14 protein-coding genes and 3 pseudogenes are annotated in these 19418 nt (G+C 65.3%); 12 read left to right on the top strand and 5 right to left on the bottom strand.

From position 1 onward, the window contains the following. Nucleotides 1–51: 51 nt before the first annotated feature. The 3 genes from purB to B4U45_RS10815 are packed head-to-tail and all read left to right on the top strand — an operon-like array spanning nt 52 to nt 3718. Nucleotides 52–1476, top strand: coding sequence for an adenylosuccinate lyase (purB, locus tag B4U45_RS10825; RefSeq protein WP_075545685.1), 1425 nt, complete (start codon nt 52–54; stop codon nt 1474–1476). After that, nucleotides 1473–2732 carry a cytochrome P450 gene (locus B4U45_RS10820; protein ID WP_075545686.1) on the top strand — a complete coding sequence of 420 codons (1260 nt, stop codon included), beginning with the start codon at nt 1473–1475 and terminating at the stop codon, nt 2730–2732. Before purB ends, B4U45_RS10820 begins: the two co-directional genes overlap by 4 nt. Then, nucleotides 2729–3718 (top strand): tellurite resistance/C4-dicarboxylate transporter family protein, encoded by a 990-nt coding sequence (locus tag B4U45_RS10815; RefSeq protein ID WP_075545687.1) that lies wholly within the window; start codon nt 2729–2731, stop codon nt 3716–3718. The genes B4U45_RS10820 and B4U45_RS10815 overlap by 4 nt, the downstream gene beginning before the upstream one ends. Here the strand turns inward: B4U45_RS10815 and B4U45_RS10810 are convergent. Further along, complete coding sequence (locus B4U45_RS10810) at nt 3715–4335, bottom strand: hypothetical protein (protein WP_075545688.1); 621 nt, start codon at nt 4333–4335, stop codon at nt 3715–3717. The two genes, B4U45_RS10815 and B4U45_RS10810, sit on opposite strands and share 4 nt — an antisense overlap. Nucleotides 4336–4390: 55 nt before the next feature. On the opposite strand from B4U45_RS10810, the gene B4U45_RS10805 reads away from it, so the two are divergent. Together B4U45_RS10805 and B4U45_RS10800 are read left to right on the top strand one after the other, a co-directional pair. Further along, nucleotides 4391–5284, top strand: coding sequence for a phosphoribosylaminoimidazolesuccinocarboxamide synthase (locus B4U45_RS10805; RefSeq protein ID WP_075545705.1), 894 nt, complete (start codon nt 4391–4393; stop codon nt 5282–5284). Next, a complete protein-coding gene (locus tag B4U45_RS10800; protein WP_075545689.1) occupies nt 5281–7395 on the top strand; it encodes a S9 family peptidase in 2115 nt (704 codons plus the stop codon). The genes B4U45_RS10805 and B4U45_RS10800 overlap by 4 nt, the downstream gene beginning before the upstream one ends. A 28-nt stretch (nt 7396–7423) precedes the next feature. On the opposite strand, the gene B4U45_RS10795 is transcribed toward B4U45_RS10800, so the two are convergent. Together B4U45_RS10795 and B4U45_RS30380 are read right to left on the bottom strand one after the other, a co-directional pair. After that, nucleotides 7424–9250: a PPE family protein gene (locus tag B4U45_RS10795; RefSeq protein ID WP_122512022.1), complete on the bottom strand. Its 1827-nt coding sequence runs from the start codon at nt 9248–9250 to the stop codon at nt 7424–7426. A gap of 182 nt (nt 9251–9432) precedes the next feature. Then, nucleotides 9433–9693 (bottom strand): annotated as a pseudogene (locus B4U45_RS30380) (glycogen synthase); the annotation flags it as partial. Between B4U45_RS30380 and B4U45_RS10790 the strand changes: the two are divergent. From B4U45_RS10790 to B4U45_RS10775, 4 genes and pseudogenes are all read left to right on the top strand, one after another. Next, nucleotides 9690–10361, top strand: a pseudogene (locus B4U45_RS10790) (Mu transposase domain-containing protein); the annotation flags it as partial. The pseudogenes B4U45_RS30380 and B4U45_RS10790 sit on opposite strands and share 4 nt — an antisense overlap. After that, a pseudogene (locus B4U45_RS10785) lies at nt 10361–10680 on the top strand (ATP-binding protein); the annotation flags it as partial. The pseudogenes B4U45_RS10790 and B4U45_RS10785, both read left to right, overlap by 1 nt. A 222-nt stretch (nt 10681–10902) precedes the next feature. After that, nucleotides 10903–11796 carry an FkbM family methyltransferase gene (locus tag B4U45_RS10780; protein WP_082275438.1) on the top strand — a complete coding sequence of 298 codons (894 nt, stop codon included), beginning with the start codon at nt 10903–10905 and terminating at the stop codon, nt 11794–11796. Nucleotides 11797–12350: 554 nt separating this feature from the next. Further along, a complete protein-coding gene (locus B4U45_RS10775; protein ID WP_198929531.1) occupies nt 12351–13457 on the top strand; it encodes a SagB/ThcOx family dehydrogenase in 1107 nt (368 codons plus the stop codon). Nucleotides 13458–13548: 91 nt separating this feature from the next. Here B4U45_RS10775 and B4U45_RS10770 read toward each other — a convergent pair whose 3' ends face one another. Beyond that, nucleotides 13549–15165, bottom strand: coding sequence for a DHA2 family efflux MFS transporter permease subunit (locus B4U45_RS10770; protein WP_176358413.1), 1617 nt, complete (start codon nt 15163–15165; stop codon nt 13549–13551). Between the two features lie 158 nt (nt 15166–15323). On the opposite strand from B4U45_RS10770, the gene B4U45_RS10765 reads away from it, so the two are divergent. Beyond that, nucleotides 15324–16028, top strand: coding sequence for a DUF2334 domain-containing protein (locus tag B4U45_RS10765; protein WP_075547445.1), 705 nt, complete (start codon nt 15324–15326; stop codon nt 16026–16028). Between the two features lie 43 nt (nt 16029–16071). After that, nucleotides 16072–17778, top strand: a complete 1707-nt coding sequence (locus B4U45_RS10760) for an FAD-binding dehydrogenase (protein WP_089025187.1) — start codon at nt 16072–16074, stop codon at nt 17776–17778. 19 nt (nt 17779–17797) lie between these two features. Here the strand turns inward: B4U45_RS10760 and B4U45_RS10755 are convergent, their stop codons facing one another. Then, on the bottom strand, nt 17798–18436 hold the full coding sequence (locus tag B4U45_RS10755) for an MBL fold metallo-hydrolase (RefSeq protein ID WP_075547482.1): 639 nt from the start codon (nt 18434–18436) through the stop codon (nt 17798–17800). A 176-nt stretch (nt 18437–18612) separates the two neighbouring features. Between B4U45_RS10755 and B4U45_RS10750 the strand changes: the two genes are divergently transcribed. Next, nucleotides 18613–19365 (top strand): LLM class flavin-dependent oxidoreductase, encoded by a 753-nt coding sequence (locus tag B4U45_RS10750; protein WP_075547447.1) that lies wholly within the window; start codon nt 18613–18615, stop codon nt 19363–19365. Nucleotides 19366–19418 lie beyond the last annotated feature (53 nt).

Genomic DNA, 19418 nt, shown 5'->3' with positions numbered 1-19418 from the left:
CCGGCGGGAGTCCGCGCGATCTGGCCGCGTCCGACCGTAAGCTGTGTCTTCGTGGGCATTCCGAACGTGCTGGCCTCCCGGTACGCCAGCGCCGAGATGGTCGCGATCTGGTCGCCGCAAGCCAAGGTGGTCGCCGAGCGGCGGCTATGGCTGGCGGTGCTGCGGGCACAAGCCGAACTGGAAGTGGAGGTTCCGCGGGAGGCGATCGCCGACTATGAGCGGGTGCTCGACGATGTGGACCTGGACTCGATCGCGGCCCGGGAGCGGGTGCTGCGCCACGACGTCAAGGCCCGCATCGAGGAATTCAATGACCGCGCCGGTCACCAGCACGTGCACAAGGGGATGACCAGCCGGGATCTGACCGAGAATGTCGAGCAGCTGCAGATCCGGCAGTCGCTGGAGCTGGTTTTCTCCCACGGCGTGGCAGTGGTGGCCCGGCTGGCCGAGCGGGCGGTGGCCTACCGCGAGCTGGTGATGACCGGGCGCAGCCACAACGTGGCCGCCCAGGCCACCACCTTGGGCAAGCGTTTCGCCTCGGCAGCGCAGGAAACGCTGATCGCGTTGACCAGGCTGCGAGAACTGATCGACCGCTACCCGCTGCGCGGCATCAAGGGACCGATGGGCACCGCACAGGACATGCTCGATCTGCTGGGCGGCGGGAAGGAAGGCGCGGCAAAGCTGGCCCGACTGGAACGCCGCATCGCTGACTTCCTGGGTTTCTCAACGGTTTTGACCAGCGTTGGGCAGGTGTATCCGCGCTCGCTGGACCATGACGTGGTGTCCGCGCTGGTGCAGCTCGGCGCCGGACCGTCGTCGCTGGCGCACACCATCCGGCTGATGGCCGGGCACGAGCTGGTCACCGAGGGTTTCGCGCCGGGGCAGGTCGGCTCGTCGGCGATGCCGCACAAGATGAACACCCGCAGTTGCGAACGGGTCAACGGGTTGCAGGTGGTGGTGCGCGGGTACGCCTCGATGGCCGCCGAACTGGCCGGAGCGCAGTGGAACGAGGGCGACGTCTTCTGCTCGGTGGTGCGCCGAGTTGCCTTGCCGGACAGCTTCTTTGCCATCGACGGACAACTGGAGACGTTTCTGACGGTGCTCGACGAATTCGGCGCCTATCCGCGGGTGATCCAGCGGGAGCTGGATCGCTACCTACCGTTTTTGGCCACCACCAAGGTATTGATCGCGGCGGTGCGCGCGGGTATGGGCCGCGAGAGCGCGCACCATGTGATCCGCGAGCACGCGGTGGCCACCGCACTGGCCATGCGCGAGGGCGCCGAGCCCGACCTGCTGGACCGGTTGGCCGCCGATCCGCGGCTGCCCCTGGGCCGCGCGGCGCTGGACGCCGCCCTGGCCGACCGCAACGCGTTCACCGGAGCCGCCGCCGACCAGGTCGACGAGGTGGTCGCGATGGTAGACAAGCTGGTAGGCCGCTACCCGGAAGCCGCTAAGTACACACCAGGAGCAATCCTATGACTCTCGCGGGCGCGCTCTCGAGCATCGACTTCACCGACCTGGACAACTTCGCCAACGGATTCCCGCACGAGCTCTTCGCCGTGCACCGTCGGGAAGCACCGGTGTACTGGCACCAGCCGACCGACAACACCCCGGACGGCGAGGGCTTCTGGTCGGTCGCCACCTACCCGGAAACGCTTGCGGTGCTGAAGGATCCGGTGACGTACTCGTCGGTCACCGGCGGGGAGCGACCGTTCGGCGGCACGCTGCTGCAGGACTTGGCCATCGCCGGCCAGGTGCTCAACATGATGGACGACCCGCGGCACGCCCAGATTCGCCGGCTCGTCAGCTCCGGGCTGACGCCGCGGATGATCCGCCGCGTCGAGGACGATCTGCGGGCCCGGGCGCGCCGGCTGCTGGACGCGGTGCAGCCGGGCGAACCGGTCGATTTCCTGGTCGACATCGCCGCCGAACTGCCAATGCAGATGATCTGCATTTTGCTGGGAGTGCCGGAATCCGAACGACATTGGCTGTTCGAGGCGATCGAGCCGCAGTTCGACTTCGGCGGCCAGCGCAAGGCCTCGGTATCGCAGCTCTCGGTCTCCGACGAAGCCGCGCAGGCGGGGTCGCGGATGTACGCCTACGGCCAGAAGTTGATCGCGTCCAAGCGCGCCAACCCGACCGACGACATGCTGTCCGTCGTCGCGAACGCGATGCTCGACGATCAAGATGCGCCGGCCCTGTCGGATCTGGAGCTCTATCTGTTCTTCAGCCTGTTGTTCAGCGCCGGCGCGGAGACGACGCGCAACGCGGTGGGCGGCGGGCTGCTGGCGCTGGCCGAGCACCCCGAGCAATTGCGGTTGCTGCGTGACGATTTCGATATGTTGCCGACGGCGGTCGAGGAGATGGTTCGCTGGACGTCGCCGTCGCCGTCCAAGCGGCGCACCGCCACCCGCGATGTCACCTTGGGCGGACGCTCGATCCGGGCGGGGCAGAAAGTACAGGTCTGGGAGGGTTCGGCCAACCGCGACGCCGCCGTGTTCGACCACGCCGACGAGTTCGACATCACCCGAAAGCCCAACCCGCACTTAGGGTTCGGCCAAGGTGCCCACTACTGTCTGGGGGCAAATCTGGCTCGGCTGGAGCTGCGGGTGCTGTTTGAGGAACTGCTCTCGCGGTTCGCCGACGTGCGCGTGGTGCGGCCGGTCGAATGGACTCGCAGCAACCGGCACACCGGCATCCGCCACCTGGTCGTGGAACTACGTGAGGGGCAGTGACACTTCGGCTCGCCGATGCCGAGCCGTCACCCGATGTCTTCGCCGCGGTGATGGCGACCGGCATCGTGTCGATCGCCGCGGAGAAGCACCACTATCGTCTGATCAGCGAGACCATGGGCGTTCTGGCATCGCTTGGTTTGGTGCTCCTGATCGCCCTGGTGATCTTCACCCGCCGGTTTCGCTTCTGGGACCTGCGCGATCCTGACATCACGCTGCGACTGTTCACCTTCGTCGCCGCGTGTGCGGTGCTGGACAGCCGGCTGATGGCCAACGTCGCGGTGGTGCTGGCCCTCGGCGTGGCCGCGTCGTCGTCTTGGCTGGTGCTGGTCGTCCTCACCACCCGCAACATCACGGCGCGGCCGTGGACGCGGCTGCGCGATCGGGCGCACGGCGCCTGGGAGCTGGCCAGTGTCGGCACCTCCGGCCTGGCGATCGTGGCCGCCAAGGTGGCCCGATCGACCGGCGAGCCCGGCTGGCTCGGCGTCGCCGTGCCCGTCTGGGTGGTGGCGCTCGGCATCTACGGGTTGATGACCTGGCTGATCGTGTGGCGGGCGGTAGCCGACCGACAGGACCGCGACAATTTCGGGCCTGACAGCTGGATCCTGATGGGCGGCTTGGCCATAGCGACGTTGGCCGGCGACAACATCCACCAGGTGGCGCCGGCCTGGCTGGCCCGGCCGGTGTGCATCGTGACCGTGGTGACCTGGGTGGCCGGCACGCTGTGGATACCACCGCTGGTGTACTTCGGCCTGCGCCGCATCAGCCGGAGGCCCGAAGCGCTGCGCTTCGCCGGGGTGTGGTGGGCGTTCGTGTTCCCCCTGGGTATGTACTCGGCGGCCACCGAGGCTATGGCGGCCGAGCTGGGCCGGCGATCGCCGAGCACCGTTTCGCTGGTGTTCTGCTGGATCGCGGTGACGGCGTGGGTGATCGTGACCGTCGCGGGCCTGTTGCGGCTGCGGCGCGCCGTGGTGGGCAACCGCGATTAGTGTCCCCGAAGCCGCACGCCCGCCGCTCGCAGCTCGAGTGCGGCCAGGCCCCGGATGGTGGCGGGATCCTCACGGCGCCAACCGCCGACCGGATCCGCGCTGACGGCGGCCAGTTTGGCCGGCGACCGGTTGGCCAACGCCCGCAGCGCCAGCAGCTGCTGACCTGCCGCGGTGGCGGCTAGGGTGGTCACGGTCCACTTGCGGCGGAAGAACCGCAGCCGCAGGAACAGCCACGGCATGGTGACCGCGAGGATCGGCGTCGCGGCGACCGCCAGGGCCAGCAACACGGCCAGCCAGCTCGCGGTGGTGTCCAGGCTGTGGCCGGCGCCGGCGATGTCGAGCGCGGCCTCGCTGGCGGCCGTGATGGGCTTGCTGACCGCATCACCCACCAATGGGATGTGCTGAGCTCCATGACCCGCCGACGCCAGATTGCCGGCAATGCCCTGGGAGCCGTTCTCGATTTGGCGGCCCGCCTCGGCGATGGTCGAGATGGCGCTGTGGACGGCCAGACCGACCAGCACCCAGACCGTCGTCCACGCGGCAACGGTGGTATCGCTGAACAACTGGATGGCCAGTCGGACGGGTCTGGTCGAGTAGGGCAAAAACCGTGATCGCATAGCACCGATACCAGCACAGTGTGCGGCCCGACCCCACCGATAGGCTGGCCCGATGTTGCGTCCTGCATTGTCCGACTACCAGCATCTGGCCAGCGGCAAGGTCAGGGAGATCTACCGCGTCGACGACGGCCACCTGCTGCTGGTCGCCACCGACCGGATCTCGGCGTACGACTACGTCCTGGACAGCACCATCCCGGACAAGGGCCGCATCCTGACCGCCATGAGCGTGTTCTTCTTCGGCCTGGTCGATGCCCCCAACCACCTGGCCGGGCCACCCGATGATCGGCGCATCCCCGATGAGGTGCTGGGCCGGGCGCTGGTGGTGCGGAGACTGGAGATGCTTCCGGTGGAATGCGTCGCGCGCGGCTATCTGACCGGCTCGGGCCTGCTCGACTACCAGGCCACCGGAAAGGTCTGCGGGATCGCCCTGCCACCGGGTTTGGTCGAGGCGAGCAAGTTCGGTGCGCCGCTGTTCACCCCGGCAACCAAAGCCGCGCTCGGCGACCACGATGAGAACATCTCGTTCGCCCGGGTGATCGAGATGGTAGGTGGGGTGCGCGCCAACCAGCTGCGCGACCGTACGCTGCGGATCTACGTTCAGGCCGCCGACCACGCCCTGAGGAAGGGGATCATCATCGCCGACACCAAGTTCGAGTTCGGTATCGACCCGGACGGCAACCTGCTGCTGGCCGACGAGATATTCACCCCCGACTCGTCGCGGTACTGGCCTGCCGACGAATACCGGCCCGGCGTGGTGCAGACCAGCTTCGACAAGCAGTTCGTCCGCAACTGGCTGACCAGCCCCGAGTCCGGCTGGGACCGCGGCGGCGACCAGCCGCCGCCGCCGCTGCCCAGCGCCATCATCGAGGCCACGCGGGAACGCTACATCGAAGCCTACGAACGCATTTCGGGTCTGCGGTTCGGCGACTGGATCGGGCCTAGCGCATGACGGATCACGCCGCGCCGCCGTCGGCCAAGCGAGTGGAGACTCGACGGGAGCACCACGGTGACGTATTCGTCGATCCCTATGAATGGCTGCGCGACAAGGACGATCCCGAAGTGATCGCCTACCTGGAGGCGGAGAACGCCTATACCGACCAAGCGACCGCACATCTGGAACCGTTGCGGCAGAAAATCTTCGACGAGATCAAGGCGCGCACCAAGGAAACCGACTTGTCGGTGCCGACCCGGCGCGGCGACTGGTGGTACTACGCCCGCACCTTCGAGGGCAAGCAATACGGCGTCCACTGTCGTTGTCCGGTTGCCGATCCCGACGACTGGGACCCGCCGCGGTTCGACGAGAACACCGAGATACCCGGTGAGCAGGTGCTGCTCGACGAAAACCAGGAGGCCGACGGGCACGACTTCTTCGCGCTGGGCGCGTTGAGCGTCAGCCTGGACGACAACATACTTGTCTACTCCGTCGACGTTGTCGGCGACGAGCGATACACCTTGCAGTTCAAGGATTTACGCACCGGGGAAAGATACCCCGACGAGATCGCCGGCATCGGCCCCGGAGCGACCTGGGCCGCCGACCACCGCACCGTCTACTACACCACCGTCGACGACGCGTGGCGCCCGGACACGGTGTGGCGCTACCGGCTCGGGCCGGATGCCGCGTCCGAGCGGGTCTACCACGAGTCCGACGAACGGTTTTGGCTCGCGGTGGGGCGCACCCGCAGCAACGCCTTCATCGTCATCGCGGCGGGTTCGTCGGTCACCTCCGAGATCCGCTACGCGGACTCCGCCGACCCGGCCGCGCAGTTCGCCATCGTGCTGCCGCGCCGCGACGGCGTCGAGTACTCCATTGAGCACGCGATCATCGGCGGACAAAACCGCTTTCTCATCCTGCACAACGATGGCGCGGTGAACTTCACCCTGGTGGAAGCCCCGGTCGAGGATCCGGCCCGGCAACGCACGCTGATTGGGCACCGCGACGACGTCCGGCTCGACGGGGTGGACGCCTTCGCCGGCCACGTGGTGGTCAGCTACCGGCGCGAGGCGTTGCCCCGGATCCAGTTGTGGCCGTTCGGCGCCGAGGGGGAGTACGGCGAACCGGAGGAGATCGCGTTCGACTCCGAGCTGATGGCGGCCGGGCTGGGTCCCAATCCCAACTGGGATTCGCCCAAGCTGCGCGTCGGCGCGGGATCTTTCATCACTCCGGTGCGGATCTACGACATCGATCTGGTCACCGGCGAGCGCACCTTGCTCAAAGAGCAGCCGGTCCTGGGCGGCTACCGTCGCGAGGACTACGTGGAACGCCGCGATTGGGCTCACGGGGACGACGACACCCGCATCCCGATTTCCATTGTGCACCGGGCCGACATCGAGTTCCCCGCGCCCGCAGTCATCTACGGCTACGGTGCCTACGAGATGTGCGAAGACCCCCGGTTTTCCATTGCCCGGCTGTCACTGCTGGACCGTGGAATGGTGTTCGCCATCGCGCATGTTCGCGGCGGCGGTGAGATGGGCCGCTTGTGGTACGAACACGGCAAGATGCTGCACAAGAAGAATACCTTTACCGACTTCATCGCGGCGGCAAAGCATTTGGTGCATTCGGGGCTGACCCGGCCGGAGCGGTTGGTGGCTCTGGGCGGCAGTGCGGGCGGTTTGTTGGTGGGCGCGGTGGCCAATATGGCGCCGGAACTCTTCGCCGGAATCCTGGCGCAGGTGCCCTTCGTCGACCCGCTGACCACCATCCTCGATCCGTCGTTGCCGCTGACCGTCACCGAGTGGGACGAGTGGGGAAACCCGCTCAACGACAGTGATGTCTATGCGTATATGAAGTCGTATTCACCGTATGAAAACGTGGCAACCAAACGGTACCCGGCCATCCTGGCGATGACATCGCTCAACGACACCCGGGTCTACTACGTGGAGCCGGCCAAATGGGTTGCAGCGCTTCGGCACGCCAACACCGACGGCAGGCCGGTCCTGTTGAAGACGCAGATGAATGCCGGGCACGCCGGGATAAGCGGACGATATGAACGCTGGAAGGAAACCGCTTTCCAGTACGCCTGGCTGCTGGCTGCCGCCGGGTGTGCCGGCGAAGTCGAATAGCGGAGGATCCGTGACAGAATCGGGTTGTTCAACCGGAATGCCCGAAGCCGGAAAACCCTACACCAATGTTGAAACCACCAGAGTTGAAGTGTCCCAAATTGCGGAATCCTGAGTTTGCGAATCCGTTTTCAGGTCCAGAATTCCCGTATCCGGAATTCCCATGTCCACCCTGATTATTGACGCCTGAGTTCAGTTCGCCCATGTTCCACAGACCCGAGACAGCATTGCCCACGTTGCCGTAGCCGCTGGTGAGGGTGCTGGTCGTGACGCCGAAGCCTGAGTTAAAGCTGCCGTTGTTGAAGAAGCCCGAGTTGGGGCCGGGGCCGCTGTTAGCGTAGCCCGAATACGGGCCAGGCCCGTCGCCGCGATTCCCGAACCCGGTGTTGAGGCTGCCCGAGTTGAATACGCCGGTGTTGACGTGTCCGGAATTGAAAAGCCCCGTGTTAGTATCACCAGAGTTGAATCCGAGCGAATTGGTGCGACCGGAATCAAAGTTGCCCGAGTTAGCCTCGCCGGAATTAAAGCTTCCGGTGTTGGTGCTGCCTGAGTTATAGCTACCCGAATTTTGACTGCCGGAGTTGAACAAGCCGGTGTTCAAGCCGCCGGAGTTGAACAGACCGGTGTTGCCCCTTCCCGTACTGCCGAAGCCGGTGTCGGTGTCGCCGGAGTTGCCGGCACCGGTATTGTTCACTCCAGCATTTGCGATACCCACGTTGTGTGCGCCCGAGTTGAAAAAGCCCACGTTTCCGGTTCCGGAGTTGCCGAAGCCGGTGTTGCCGGTTCCCGAGTTGAAGCCGCCGAAGCCGACCTGGTGGTCGCCCGTGAGCCCGATGCCGAAGTTCCCGTTGCCGGTGTTGCCGAATCCGATGTTTCCGCGACCGCTGTTGCCGAATCCAATGTTGTTGGTGCCCGTGTTTCCGTAGCCGACGTTCGAGTTGCCCGCATTGCCGCTGCCGACGTTCGAGTTGCCGGTGTTGCCGTTGCCGATGTTCGAGTTGCCGGTGTTGCCGTTGCCGATGTTCAGGTCGCCGAAATTGCCGCTACCCGCGTTCATGGCGCCGAAATTGCCGCTGCCCAAGTTCCAGTTGCCGGTGTTGCCGCTGCCCACGTTTCCATACCCGGGCGTGCCATGCTTGCCCAAGTTTCCGCTGCCGACGTTATAGCTGCCGATGTTGCCGCTGCCCAAGTTCCAGTTGCCGGTGTTGCCGCTGCCAGGGTTGTAATCGCCGGTGTTGCCGGAGCCAATGTTGCCGCGCCCGCTGTTGCCGAAACCCAGGTTGACCCCGAACGCATTGCGGATCCCGATACTTGCGTCGTGTGCCAGACCGAGCAGTGGCGGTGGCAGGTTTTGCCAGGGCGTGAGGCTGGCGGCGGCGATGGATACGTCCGCATGGTAGCCCGCCATCGCGGCCGCGTCCTGGATCCACATCTGTTCATACTCGGTCTCAGTCGCGGCTATAGCCGGAAAGTTCTGGCCGAAGAAGTTCCTAGCGGTGAGCGACAGAAGGTGCGCCCGGTTGACGGTCACCACTTGCGGGGGAACGGAGCCCTGCAAAGCCGCCTCGAATGCTCTTACCGTCGCCCAGGCGTTCCCGGCGGAATTTTCGGCTCCGGTCGCTGCCGCTCGCAGCCATCCGGCATAGGGAGTGGCCGCGACCAGCATCGACGCCGCTGCCCGACCCTGCCAAGCCTCGTTCGCCAGTGCGGAAATCAGCGATTCGAAACCAGCTGCGGCCAACGCGAGCTCCCTTGCCACGCCGTCCCAGGCAGTGGCCGCAAACAGCATTGGTGCTGATCCGGCACCCGCAAACAGTCGTGCGGAATTAACTTCCGGCGGCAATATCAGATATCGCATCTGGACGGCACCTTTCTGCTCGGCTCCGATCCGAGACAAGAGTACGTCGATTCATCATCTTTGATGCGCCAATCCAGTAATCGCACTGTGGCATCATGTATTTGGTGGCTGGCTGGACCGGAACCGTTGTCGTCGGGGTAGCCCGATCACTAGGCCATGTCAGCGCGAAGGCCCGGGATACGTCACAAGCACGCCTTGCAATAGGTGTCCAGGATCCGCTCGGCGACGCGTGCCCAAGAGAACTTGTCGACACATGGCTGACGTCCGTCCTGGCCGTAACTCTCCGCTCTGGAGGGGTTCGCGACCAGCGCATTAATGGCTGTTGCCAATCCGCCCTGGTAGCCGTTCGGATCGTCGGGTCGTAATGCGCCAACGATCCGGTGACCTGTCGGCGACCACCTCCGCTATCCGCCCACGGAGGCCACCACAGCGGTTGCGCATGCCGGCGACGGTGATTGCCGAGCGGATCGGCTGGACCCGCTCGATTCGGGTCCTTTCCGGGCGGGTGGCCGAGCTGCGGCCGGTGTATTTGCCGCCGGACCCGGCCTCGCGCACCGAGTATGTGGCCGGGGGGGATCGCCCAGTGTGATTTCTGGTTTCCGCCGATCGAGCTGTCGGTGGGATTTGGGCAGAGCCGCACCGCCAAACAGCTGCCGGTGTTGACCATGGTGTGCGCCTATTCACGTTGGCTGTTGGCCATGCTGCTGCCTTCGCGGTGCGCCGAAGACTTGTTCGCCGGCTGCTGTCGTTGCCGCCGGTGGCCCCGGCTACCGGGTGGTGTTCGTCGCTGCGGCTGCCGCGCGATCACTATGTGCGCGTGGATTCCAACGATTACCCGGTGCATCCGGGCGGCATCGGGCGCCGGGTGCTGGTGCGCGCGGACCTGGATCGGGTGCAGGCGTTTTGTGATAGCCAGCTGCTCGCCGATCACCAACGGATTTGGGCGGCTCATCAGACGATCTCCGACCCCGCGCATGTCGATGCGGCGAAGGTGTTGCGCCACAAACACTTCAGCGTAGCCAAGCCGCTGTCCGAGCCGCAGGTGCAGGTCCGCTCGCTTACCGATTACGATGCCGCACTCGGTGTTGACCTTGATGGTGGGGTGGCCTGATGCCCGCCACCAAGACGGCCCAGCGCCGCGATGTGACCGCGGAGATCGCTTATCTGACAAGGGCGCTCAAAGCGCCCACACTACGCGAGTCGGTGACCCGGCTAGCTGAGCGGGCCCGCGCCGAGAACTGGAGCCACGAAGAGCACCTGGCGGCGTGCCTGCAACGCGAAGTCTCGGCCCGTGAATCCCTCGGCGGTGAGGGCCGCATCCGCGCCGCCCTGCTCCCGGCCCGTAAATCGTTGGAAGCTCGACTTCGAGCATGCCCGCGGACTCAAACGCGACGCCCATCGCGCATCTAGGAACGCTCGATTTCATCACTGCCCGCGACAACGTCGTCTTCCTCGGCCCGCCCGGCACCGGGAAACGTACCTGGCGGCTTAGCTGAGTCGGAAAGTTCTGGCCGACGTTGTCGCCGGGTGGCCGATCGTCTGCGTCCCCAGTGCCGTTCAACATCGGTCAGCGGCTGATCCACTCGGAGTGAGTGTCATGGACTACAACCATGGCAGCGGTATGATCTGCCGGTGAATCCGACCGGAAAACGATGACCTACAGCCTGCGGCTTCGGCAACTCGTACAACGTCTTTCGCATCGCATGGTTCGCCACTGGTTCGGCGGTCGCACAGTCATGCGTGACGTGCAGGGTGTGTCGCTCGCGATGCCACGATCGCACCGGCTTCCGGACCACGTCCGCCTGTTCCCCAGTTATGGTCAGAACCTCGTGGATCTGGCGGTCTGCCTCGGCGAGATCGACAGGCCTCTCGGCGTCATCGACGTCGGAGCGAATATCGGTGACTCCGCGGTACAGATCCTTGCGAAAGTTGACGCCCGCGTGCTCTGTGTCGAGGCAGACCACGAGTACCTGCCGTACCTGAAGCGCAATGTCGGGTCGGACAACCGCTGCGTGATCGAATTCGGGCTTCTAGTCACCGATACGGGCGAGGCCTCTGGTCTCGGCGCGGTGCGCAAGGGCGGCACGACCCGCTTCGTCCAGGGCGGAGCACCCGTGGCGGCTGCCGCACTGACCGTGGCCGAACTGCCGATCCGTCACCCAGAATTGCCGCCAATCCGGCTTGTCAAATCGGACACAGACGGCCACGACACGACACTGATCCCGGCGCTCGCGCGGGCATACTCAAGTTCTCGCCCGGTGCTGTTCTTCGAATATGATCACTACCTCTCCCACCTGGCTGGCGTAGCGGACCCGACCGCTGTTTGGGGCAAGCTCAAGGACGCCGGCTACTCGTTTGTTGGCATATGGGACGATTTCGGCAAGCCGATTCAGGTCGTGTCGATCGATGAGGTGCCAACCATCGCCTCGGTAATGGACAAGCCCGTTTCTGACCGCGGATACCACTACTGGGATGTCGCGGTCGTGCACGCCGACGACAACGCGGGCAGGGCCGCAGTGGACCGGCTCTTCGCTGCGGGCCGCTGAGATGCAGGCGCTGAATGGATCTCAATCAGCGACCCGGCCTGCTCGTGATCCGAGCCTGAGCTAGACGACAAGTTAAGGTCACCGAGCCCACGTCCAGATGACGGTCACCTTCGCCCCGAACAACCAAACCGGCCGACCGCACGGCGTCGTCACCCGACATGTTGACTGCCTCTCCGCGGTTGCGGTGCCGATACCGAGATCAGCGTAACTAGCAGCTGGTCACCAGTATCGTGTCAGGCGGCACACATGAAACCCAGGTATAAAGGCTTTTCAGCTAATGCGGCATTGCTCAGCACGTTCAACAGAAGGAGGTGAAGTCAAGATGCGTAAGTTTACGCTTAAGCCTGTTGCGTTGACCCGGACAGACAGGACCAGCGCGACCCCATTCTGGTACCCCGAGAGATAGGCTCCGGGAGGCTGTTGATGGATCCCGTCGGAGGTCGTTCATGAACACTCACCGAAGGTGGATCTGGGTCGAGACCAGGAGCAAATGATCGATGCGGCTGAGGCGGCGGCGATGTCTAGTCTGTTATTGGCATGCCGGCGCCTTTGTCGTGCATGGCTACCCGCGCCTGTCACCTCTTGAGCTGCACCCGGTTGCCGTCGAGATGCTCGCGGCCTTTGACGACTGGATTGAACTCGACAGGGCCATGGAAGACCTCGTGGGCTTCGACCGAGCATCCATCGAAGAAGCTGTGGCGGTATTGCGTGAGAACAGCCTCTTGCTGCAGGAGGGAAGCGATGAGGCCAACGAAGACGAGAAGATCTTCGATCAGTGGGGTCCCTGGGCGCCCGAGGCGTCGCTATTTCACTACGCCACCCAAGACGAGCACTACGTCCGAGTCGATCTGGCCTTCGATTCTTTGGAGTCCACGGCAACCGACGCGAACGAAGTGGTACCTGACGATGGCATCAAACGTCGGGTGCACACCCTGTTCACCACGTACCCCGAGGCAGATCGGTTGTTGCTGCCCCGCGGGTCTACCCGGTTATCGGAGCCATTCGACCAGGTTTTGCACCGCAGGCGGACACACCGCGATTTCACCGACCAGCCAGTTTCCTTGGAAACGTTCTCGGCGTTGTTGGCAACGGTATTCGGGCCGGTCGATTTTATCGATTCCGGCCGCAGCGCATTGCTGCGACGCACCAGCGCATCCGGCGGTAGCCGCCAGGAAATCGATGCCTGTGTCGGTGTTCTCAACGTCGAAGGCGTGCCGCCAGGTACCTACCACTACAACTGTCTCGAGCATTCGCTGGAACTGCTGAGCGAAGGGCTGACCAGCGACCAGGTAGTCGAGCTCTGCGGCAGGCAGGAATGGGCAGGCGCGACCGCGTTTATCGTGGTCCTCTGCACGACGATCGACCGCATGCTCAGCAAATACCGCACCCCGCGCGCGTATCGGATATGTCTGCTCAATGCCGGACACTTGGGCCAGACGTTCGCGCTTGCCGCCACGGCCCTTGGCTTAGGTCCATTCCAGACCGCGGCCTTCCACGACTCGACCGTCGCCGAATTCTGTGGACTGGACAACATCGGACGCACGCCGTTGTACATTCTCGCGGCGGGCCACCCCAACAACGACCCGATCACGCCCCCGCTGGCGGGCCTGGACACCTTCCGTCGAACGTCCCTTTACACAAAACAACGCGGCTCGGCCTAGTTCGACGATCTCCAGGCGGGTGTGGCCGTAAACCCACCTGGACCAGCGCCACCAGTCGGCTGGCCAACTTAGCTGAACAGGTCCGGCGTACTCAAACGCTCGTCGTGCCCGGAGGTGTCTTCGGCAGGAACGCCGCGGGGATCAGTGTCGACACCACCAGCACGACCGCAATCACGAACACCACCGTGTAGGCGTGCGAAAGGTCGTGCAGCACCCGGCTTGCGAAGTCGGGGGCAAGGGCCTGTTGCGGTATCGCCGACGGGTCGACCGCTAAGCCATGTCTGACCGCCTGCTGCTGCAGGGCAGCGACTCTGTTTGCCACCCCGATGTTTTCGCTGCGATTGAACTGGTTGGTGAGGATCATCGACATCAATGCGGTTCCTATCGAGCCGCCGACCTGCTGGGTGACGCTGATCACCGCCGACCCACGGGCAATCTCGCGCGGTGCTAGCGTCTGGATCGCGGCGCCGGAGAGCGGCATCATCGTGCAACCGGTCCCCATGCCCAACAGCCCGAGGCCGGCCAGCAGCGTCGGTAGGTAGCCCGCCTGCCTGGCTACACCGAATGTGAAGATCCCCAGGCCGGCGGCGATCAGTGTGAGGCCCACGAGCACGCTCTTGCCCGGCCCGCGCCTGTCCATGAAGGCGCCGGCGAACGGCATGGTCAGCATTGCGCCCAGCCCGTTGGGAATCAGGTGTACCCCCGACTGCATCGGTGTTTGATGCAGAACCTGCTGGAGATAGCTCGGCAGCAGCAGCGCCGCACCGAAATAGGCGACGGCGAATGTCGCGAAGGTCAGATTGGCTCGGGCGAACACCCGGTTGGTGAACAGCCGCAGATCCAGAAGCGGGTGATCGGCGCGGTGCCAGGCATGCCACCCGAACAACGCAACCAGCATCAGCCCGACGATCACCGGAACGGCCACGTAGCGGTCGGTCACACTGCCGCGGCCCGGGATCGACGACACCCCGAACAGAAACGTTGCCAGACCGGGCGACAGCAGCAGCACCCCGACGAGGTCGAAGCTCTCCGCCGGTGCGGGCTGGTCTTTGGGGAACACGAGTGCCGCGAGGGTGAACGCGATCAACCCGATCGGCAGGTTGACCAGGAAGATCCACGGCCAGCTGAAGGCACCGATGAGCCAGCCGCCCAGGATCGGCCCGCCGATCGGGCCGAGCAGCATCGGGATGCCCAGCACCGCCATCATGCGTCCCAGACGTTTGGGGCCGGCCACGCGGGTCAGGATGGTGAACCCCAGCGGCATCAACATGCCACCGCCAATACCCTGAATCACGCGGAACGCGATGAGCGCCAAAATGTTTGGCGCCGACGCACACAGCAGTGAGCCGAGCGTGAACGCCAGGATGGAACCCATCCAGAGGCGCTTGGTGCCGAACCGGTCGGCCGCCCAACCCGTTAGCGGGATCACAGTCGCCAGCGCCAGCGTATAGCCGGTCATGGTCCAGCCGACCACGGCCTGGGTGGAGTCGAACTCGGTGATGAAGGTGCGTTGCGCGACACTGACGATGGTGGCGTCGAGGATCGACATCACCGAGGCCAGCACGCAGACCCCGGCGATCCGGAAAAGCCGCGCGTCGAGCCGGTCGGGGTAGACGTGTTCGCCGGGGCTGTGCTGCCCCGTGGCAGGTGTGGGCAGCGCGGCGTCGGCCGGTGCGGAACGCGCCTTGTCCATGGCGCTGCTGAGCATATCGACAGCTGTCACCGCTACCGCTGCCGGGACCGGCTCGGCTCGGGGTGCCCGGCCCCGCGGCGAGCCGGATATCCGCACGTCAGAGGCACTGGATAGTCGTCTGCTGGCTGCGTGTATTTCACCGTCCGGAAACCTGGCATCGGCAAACTGAACGTGTGTCTGGAAAACTGATCGTCTCGGTCTCGGGGATAGGTGAGCGCACCCTGGCCGGTGTCGAGGCATTCTGCGCGGAGATGGATGCCCGTTCGGTGCCGGTGTCGCTGCTGGTTGCTCCGCGACTCAAGGGTGACTACCGCCTCGACCGGGACCCCCGCACCGTCGAGTGGCTGGCCGCCCGGCGTGCCGGCGGCGACGCCCTGGTACTGCACGGCTACGACGAAGCCGCAACCAAGAAACGGCGCGGCGAATTCGCGACGCTGCTTGCCCACGAGGCCAACCTGCGGGTGATGGCCGCCGACCGGGTGCTCGAACACCTGGGGCTGCGTACCCGGCTGTTTGCGGCGCCGGGCTGGGTGGTGTCCCCGGGGGTCGTCAAGGCATTGCCGGGAAACGGTTTTCGGTTGCTTGCGGATTATCACGGGATCACCGACCTGGTCCGCAAGAACACGGTGCGTGCCCGAATACTGGGCATCGGTGAGAGCTTCCTGACCGAGCCGTGGTGGTGCCGGATGGTGGTGCTATCGGCCGAACGCATCGCGCGGCGCGGCGGCGTGGTGCGCGTCGCCGTTTCGGCGCGGCAATTGTCCAAGTCCGGTCCGCGCCAGGCCATGCTGGATGCCATCGACCTGTCGATGATGCACGGTTGCACACCGACGGTGTACCAATGGCGGCCCAATAGAGCTGTGCTCGACGCCGCCTAGCTGACGCCCGCCCGCCCAGCCGTAAAGTCTGCCGCCGTGAGCGGTGGCACTACCCTGTACCGACATGAGTGATGCTTCAGTAGGTTCGGGGCCTGTGTCGGACGGGTTTACGGCTGACGCGATCATCGTCGGAGCTGGCCTGGCCGGCCTCGTCGCCGCCTGTGAGCTGGCGGACCGCGGCCTGCATGTGCTGATCGTCGATCAGGAGAATAGCGCCAACCTGGGCGGGCAGGCGTACTGGTCGTTCGGCGGCCTGTTTTTCGTCGACAGCCCGGAGCAGCGCCGGCTGGGCATCCGCGACAGCCATGAGCTCGCATTACAGGATTGGCTGGGGACGGCGGCTTTCGATCGGCCCGAAGACCATTGGCCGCAACAATGGGCCCATGCCTATGTCGATTTCGCGGCAGGGGAGAAGCGCAGCTGGCTGCGGGCCCGCGGACTGAAGATCTTCCCGCTGGTGGGCTGGGCCGAACGTGGGGGTTACGACGCGCAGGGCCACGGCAATTCGGTCCCGCGGTTTCACATCACCTGGGGAACCGGACCCGCCCTGGTCGAGATCTTCGCCCGTCAACTGCGGGACCGCCCGAACGTGCGCTTCGCACACCGGCACCAGGTTGACCGGCTGATCGTCGAAGGTGACGCGGTGACGGGCGTCCGGGGCACCGTGTTGGAGCCGTCGGACCAACCGCGCGGCGTGCCGTCGTCACGAAAAGCGTTGGCCAAGTTCGAATTCCGTGCGTCGGCGGTAATCGTGGCCAGCGGTGGCATCGGCGGCAATCACGATCTGGTGCGCAAGAATTGGCCGAAGCGGATGGGGCGCGTCCCCAAGCAGCTGCTCAGCGGGGTGCCGGCACATGTCGACGGCCGGATGATCGGCATCGCCCAAAAAGCCGGGGCGCGCGTGATCAACCCCGACCGGATGTGGCATTACACCGAGGGCATCACCAACTACGACCCGATTTGGCCGGACCACGGCATCCGGATCATTCCCGGCCCGTCCTCGCTGTGGCTGGATGCGGCGGGAAATCGGTTGCCGGTACCGTTGTATCCCGGTTTCGACACGCTCGGCACCCTCGAGCACATCACCCAGTCCGGTTACGACTACACCTGGTTTGTGTTGAACGCCAAGATCATCGAGAAGGAATTCGCCCTGTCCGGTCAGGAGCAGAACCCTGACCTGACCGGACGAAGTGTGCGTCAGCTGGTGCGGTCGCGGATTCGGTCCGGACCACCGGAACCGGTGCAGGCTTTCATCGACCGGGGCGTGGATTTCGTCAGCGCCGACTCGTTGCCTGAATTGGTGGCCGCCATGAACGAGTTGCCCGAGGTCGATCCGCTGGATTACGAGACGGTGGAAGCCGCCGTCACGGCACGCGATCGTGAGGTGGCCAACAAGTTCACCAAAGACGGTCAGATCACCGCGATTCGCGCAGCCCGCAGCTACTGGGGCGACCGGTTGGGGCGGGTGGTGGCGCCGCACCGGTTGACCGATCCCAAGGCGGGCCCGTTGATTGCCGTCAAGCTTCACATCCTGACCCGAAAGACCTTGGGCGGCATCGAAACCGACTTGGACGCGCGGGTCCTCAAATCCGACGGCACCCCGCTGACCGGGCTGTATGCGGCCGGCGAGGCTGCCGGATTCGGCGGGGGCGGCGTACACGGTTACCGGGCGCTCGAGGGCACCTTCCTGGGTGGTTGCATCTTCTCCGGCCGGGCCGCCGGTCGCGGAGTCGCCACGGACATCACGTAGCGGCGAGCTTCAACAGGCCCTAGAAGGCGACCGCGTTTTCTTCCGGCAACACCTGGAAATCGGTGTCGGTCATTTCGGTGAGCCGGCCGTAGTAGATGCCGCGTGCGTCGGGAGCGATGATCCCCTGGTGGATCGGCACCGCCCGAGCCGGTGCGACCGCACGCAGATAATCCACCGCCTCGGAGATCTTCATCCACGGCGCGGCGGCCGGAGTCGCCAATACGTCCACCGGCTCGTCTGGCACGAACAGCGCGTCACCGGGGTGCATCAGGGCGGCGCGACGGTCACCGTCGTCGACCAGATACGAAATGTTTTCCACCACAGGAATTTCCGGATGGATCACCGCATGCCGACCGCCCACGGCCCGGATGGTCAGCCCGCCGACCACCAGTTCGTCGCCGACGTGTACCGCCCGGCACGGCGCGCCCAGCTGCGCGGCGGTTTGCGGATCCGCATATAGCGCCGCGTCCGGGTTGCCCTCGAGCAGCGCAGGCAGCCGCGCCGCATCGACGTGATCGGGATGTTGGTGGGTGATCAGGATTGCCGCCAGGCCGGTGATCCCCTCGAAGCCGTGCGCGAAGGTGCCGGGATCAAAAAGCACGCTGGTGCGCCCGAACTCGGCAAGCAGGCAGGAATGGCCGAAATGCGTCAGTTGCATGTCCACGATTGTGCCCCGACGCGGTCCGTAGCGATGCGCATCCCCCGAGGATGTTTTGCGTCGCAGCCGGACGGGCACGGCCAGAGGTGGCCGTGACGCAACGGGCGCGGACCCGGGATTCGGCCTGGCGCAATTAGTTTGCTGCATGCCGATCCGGCACACGGTAGGGTCGGCTCATGTTGAGACTCGACGTTGTCTACAGTGCGGCGACGCACACCTGGCCAGAGCTGCGAGACAACGTGTTGCGGGCCGAAGCGGAGGGGTATGGCGCCGCGTGGGTTTATGACCACATGTCGGGTGCGGTGCTATCGAGTCCCCGAATGCTGGAATGCTTCTCGCTGGCCGGTGCCTTGGCGGCAGCCACGTCCGTGATAGGTATCGGCACCCTGGTGGTGAATGCCGCCAACCGGCCCCCAGGGGTGACGGTCGCTGCGGCAGCCTCAGTGCAAGAGATCAGCGGCGGCCGCTTCATGTTCGGCCTTGGCGCCGGCGCCGCCCCGGGTAGTCCCTGGGCGGTAGAGCATGAGCTGCTCGATTTCCCGCTGCACCATTCGATGCGGGAGCGCCACGATCACCTTTGCGGTGTGCTGGATCTTTGCGACGTCCTGTGGGACCCGCATCGAGCCGACAAATGGGCAGGCTTTCCGTTGCCGTCGCCCCGCCCGCCGGTGCTGCTCGGAGTCAATAGCGTCGCCCTGGCCTCGGTAGCCGGTGCGCGATGCGATGGCGTCAACGTACGCCTTGATCACCCGCGGATCGGGCAGTTCTTCGACGCGGCGCGTCGGGCCCGGGCCGGGTCCGCCAATGCCGGTGCGCCCTTCGATATCAGCGCGACGACGCCCATGAGCGAAGCCGCCCGCGATCCCGACGGGCAGGCGCAACGCCGGCTGGCAGAGCTGGGTGGCCACCGGCTCATCCTGGTTTCCTGAACGGAATTGACGCTTACTTATCGGGGCGCTGCCGCGCCTCGTATCGACGTGCA

The organism is Mycobacterium persicum (assembly GCF_002086915.1).
Taxonomy (GTDB): Bacteria; Actinomycetota; Actinomycetes; order Mycobacteriales; family Mycobacteriaceae; genus Mycobacterium; species Mycobacterium persicum.
Note: the sequence above shows the minus strand (reverse complement) of the source record. Positions and strands in the feature narration are given on the sequence as shown.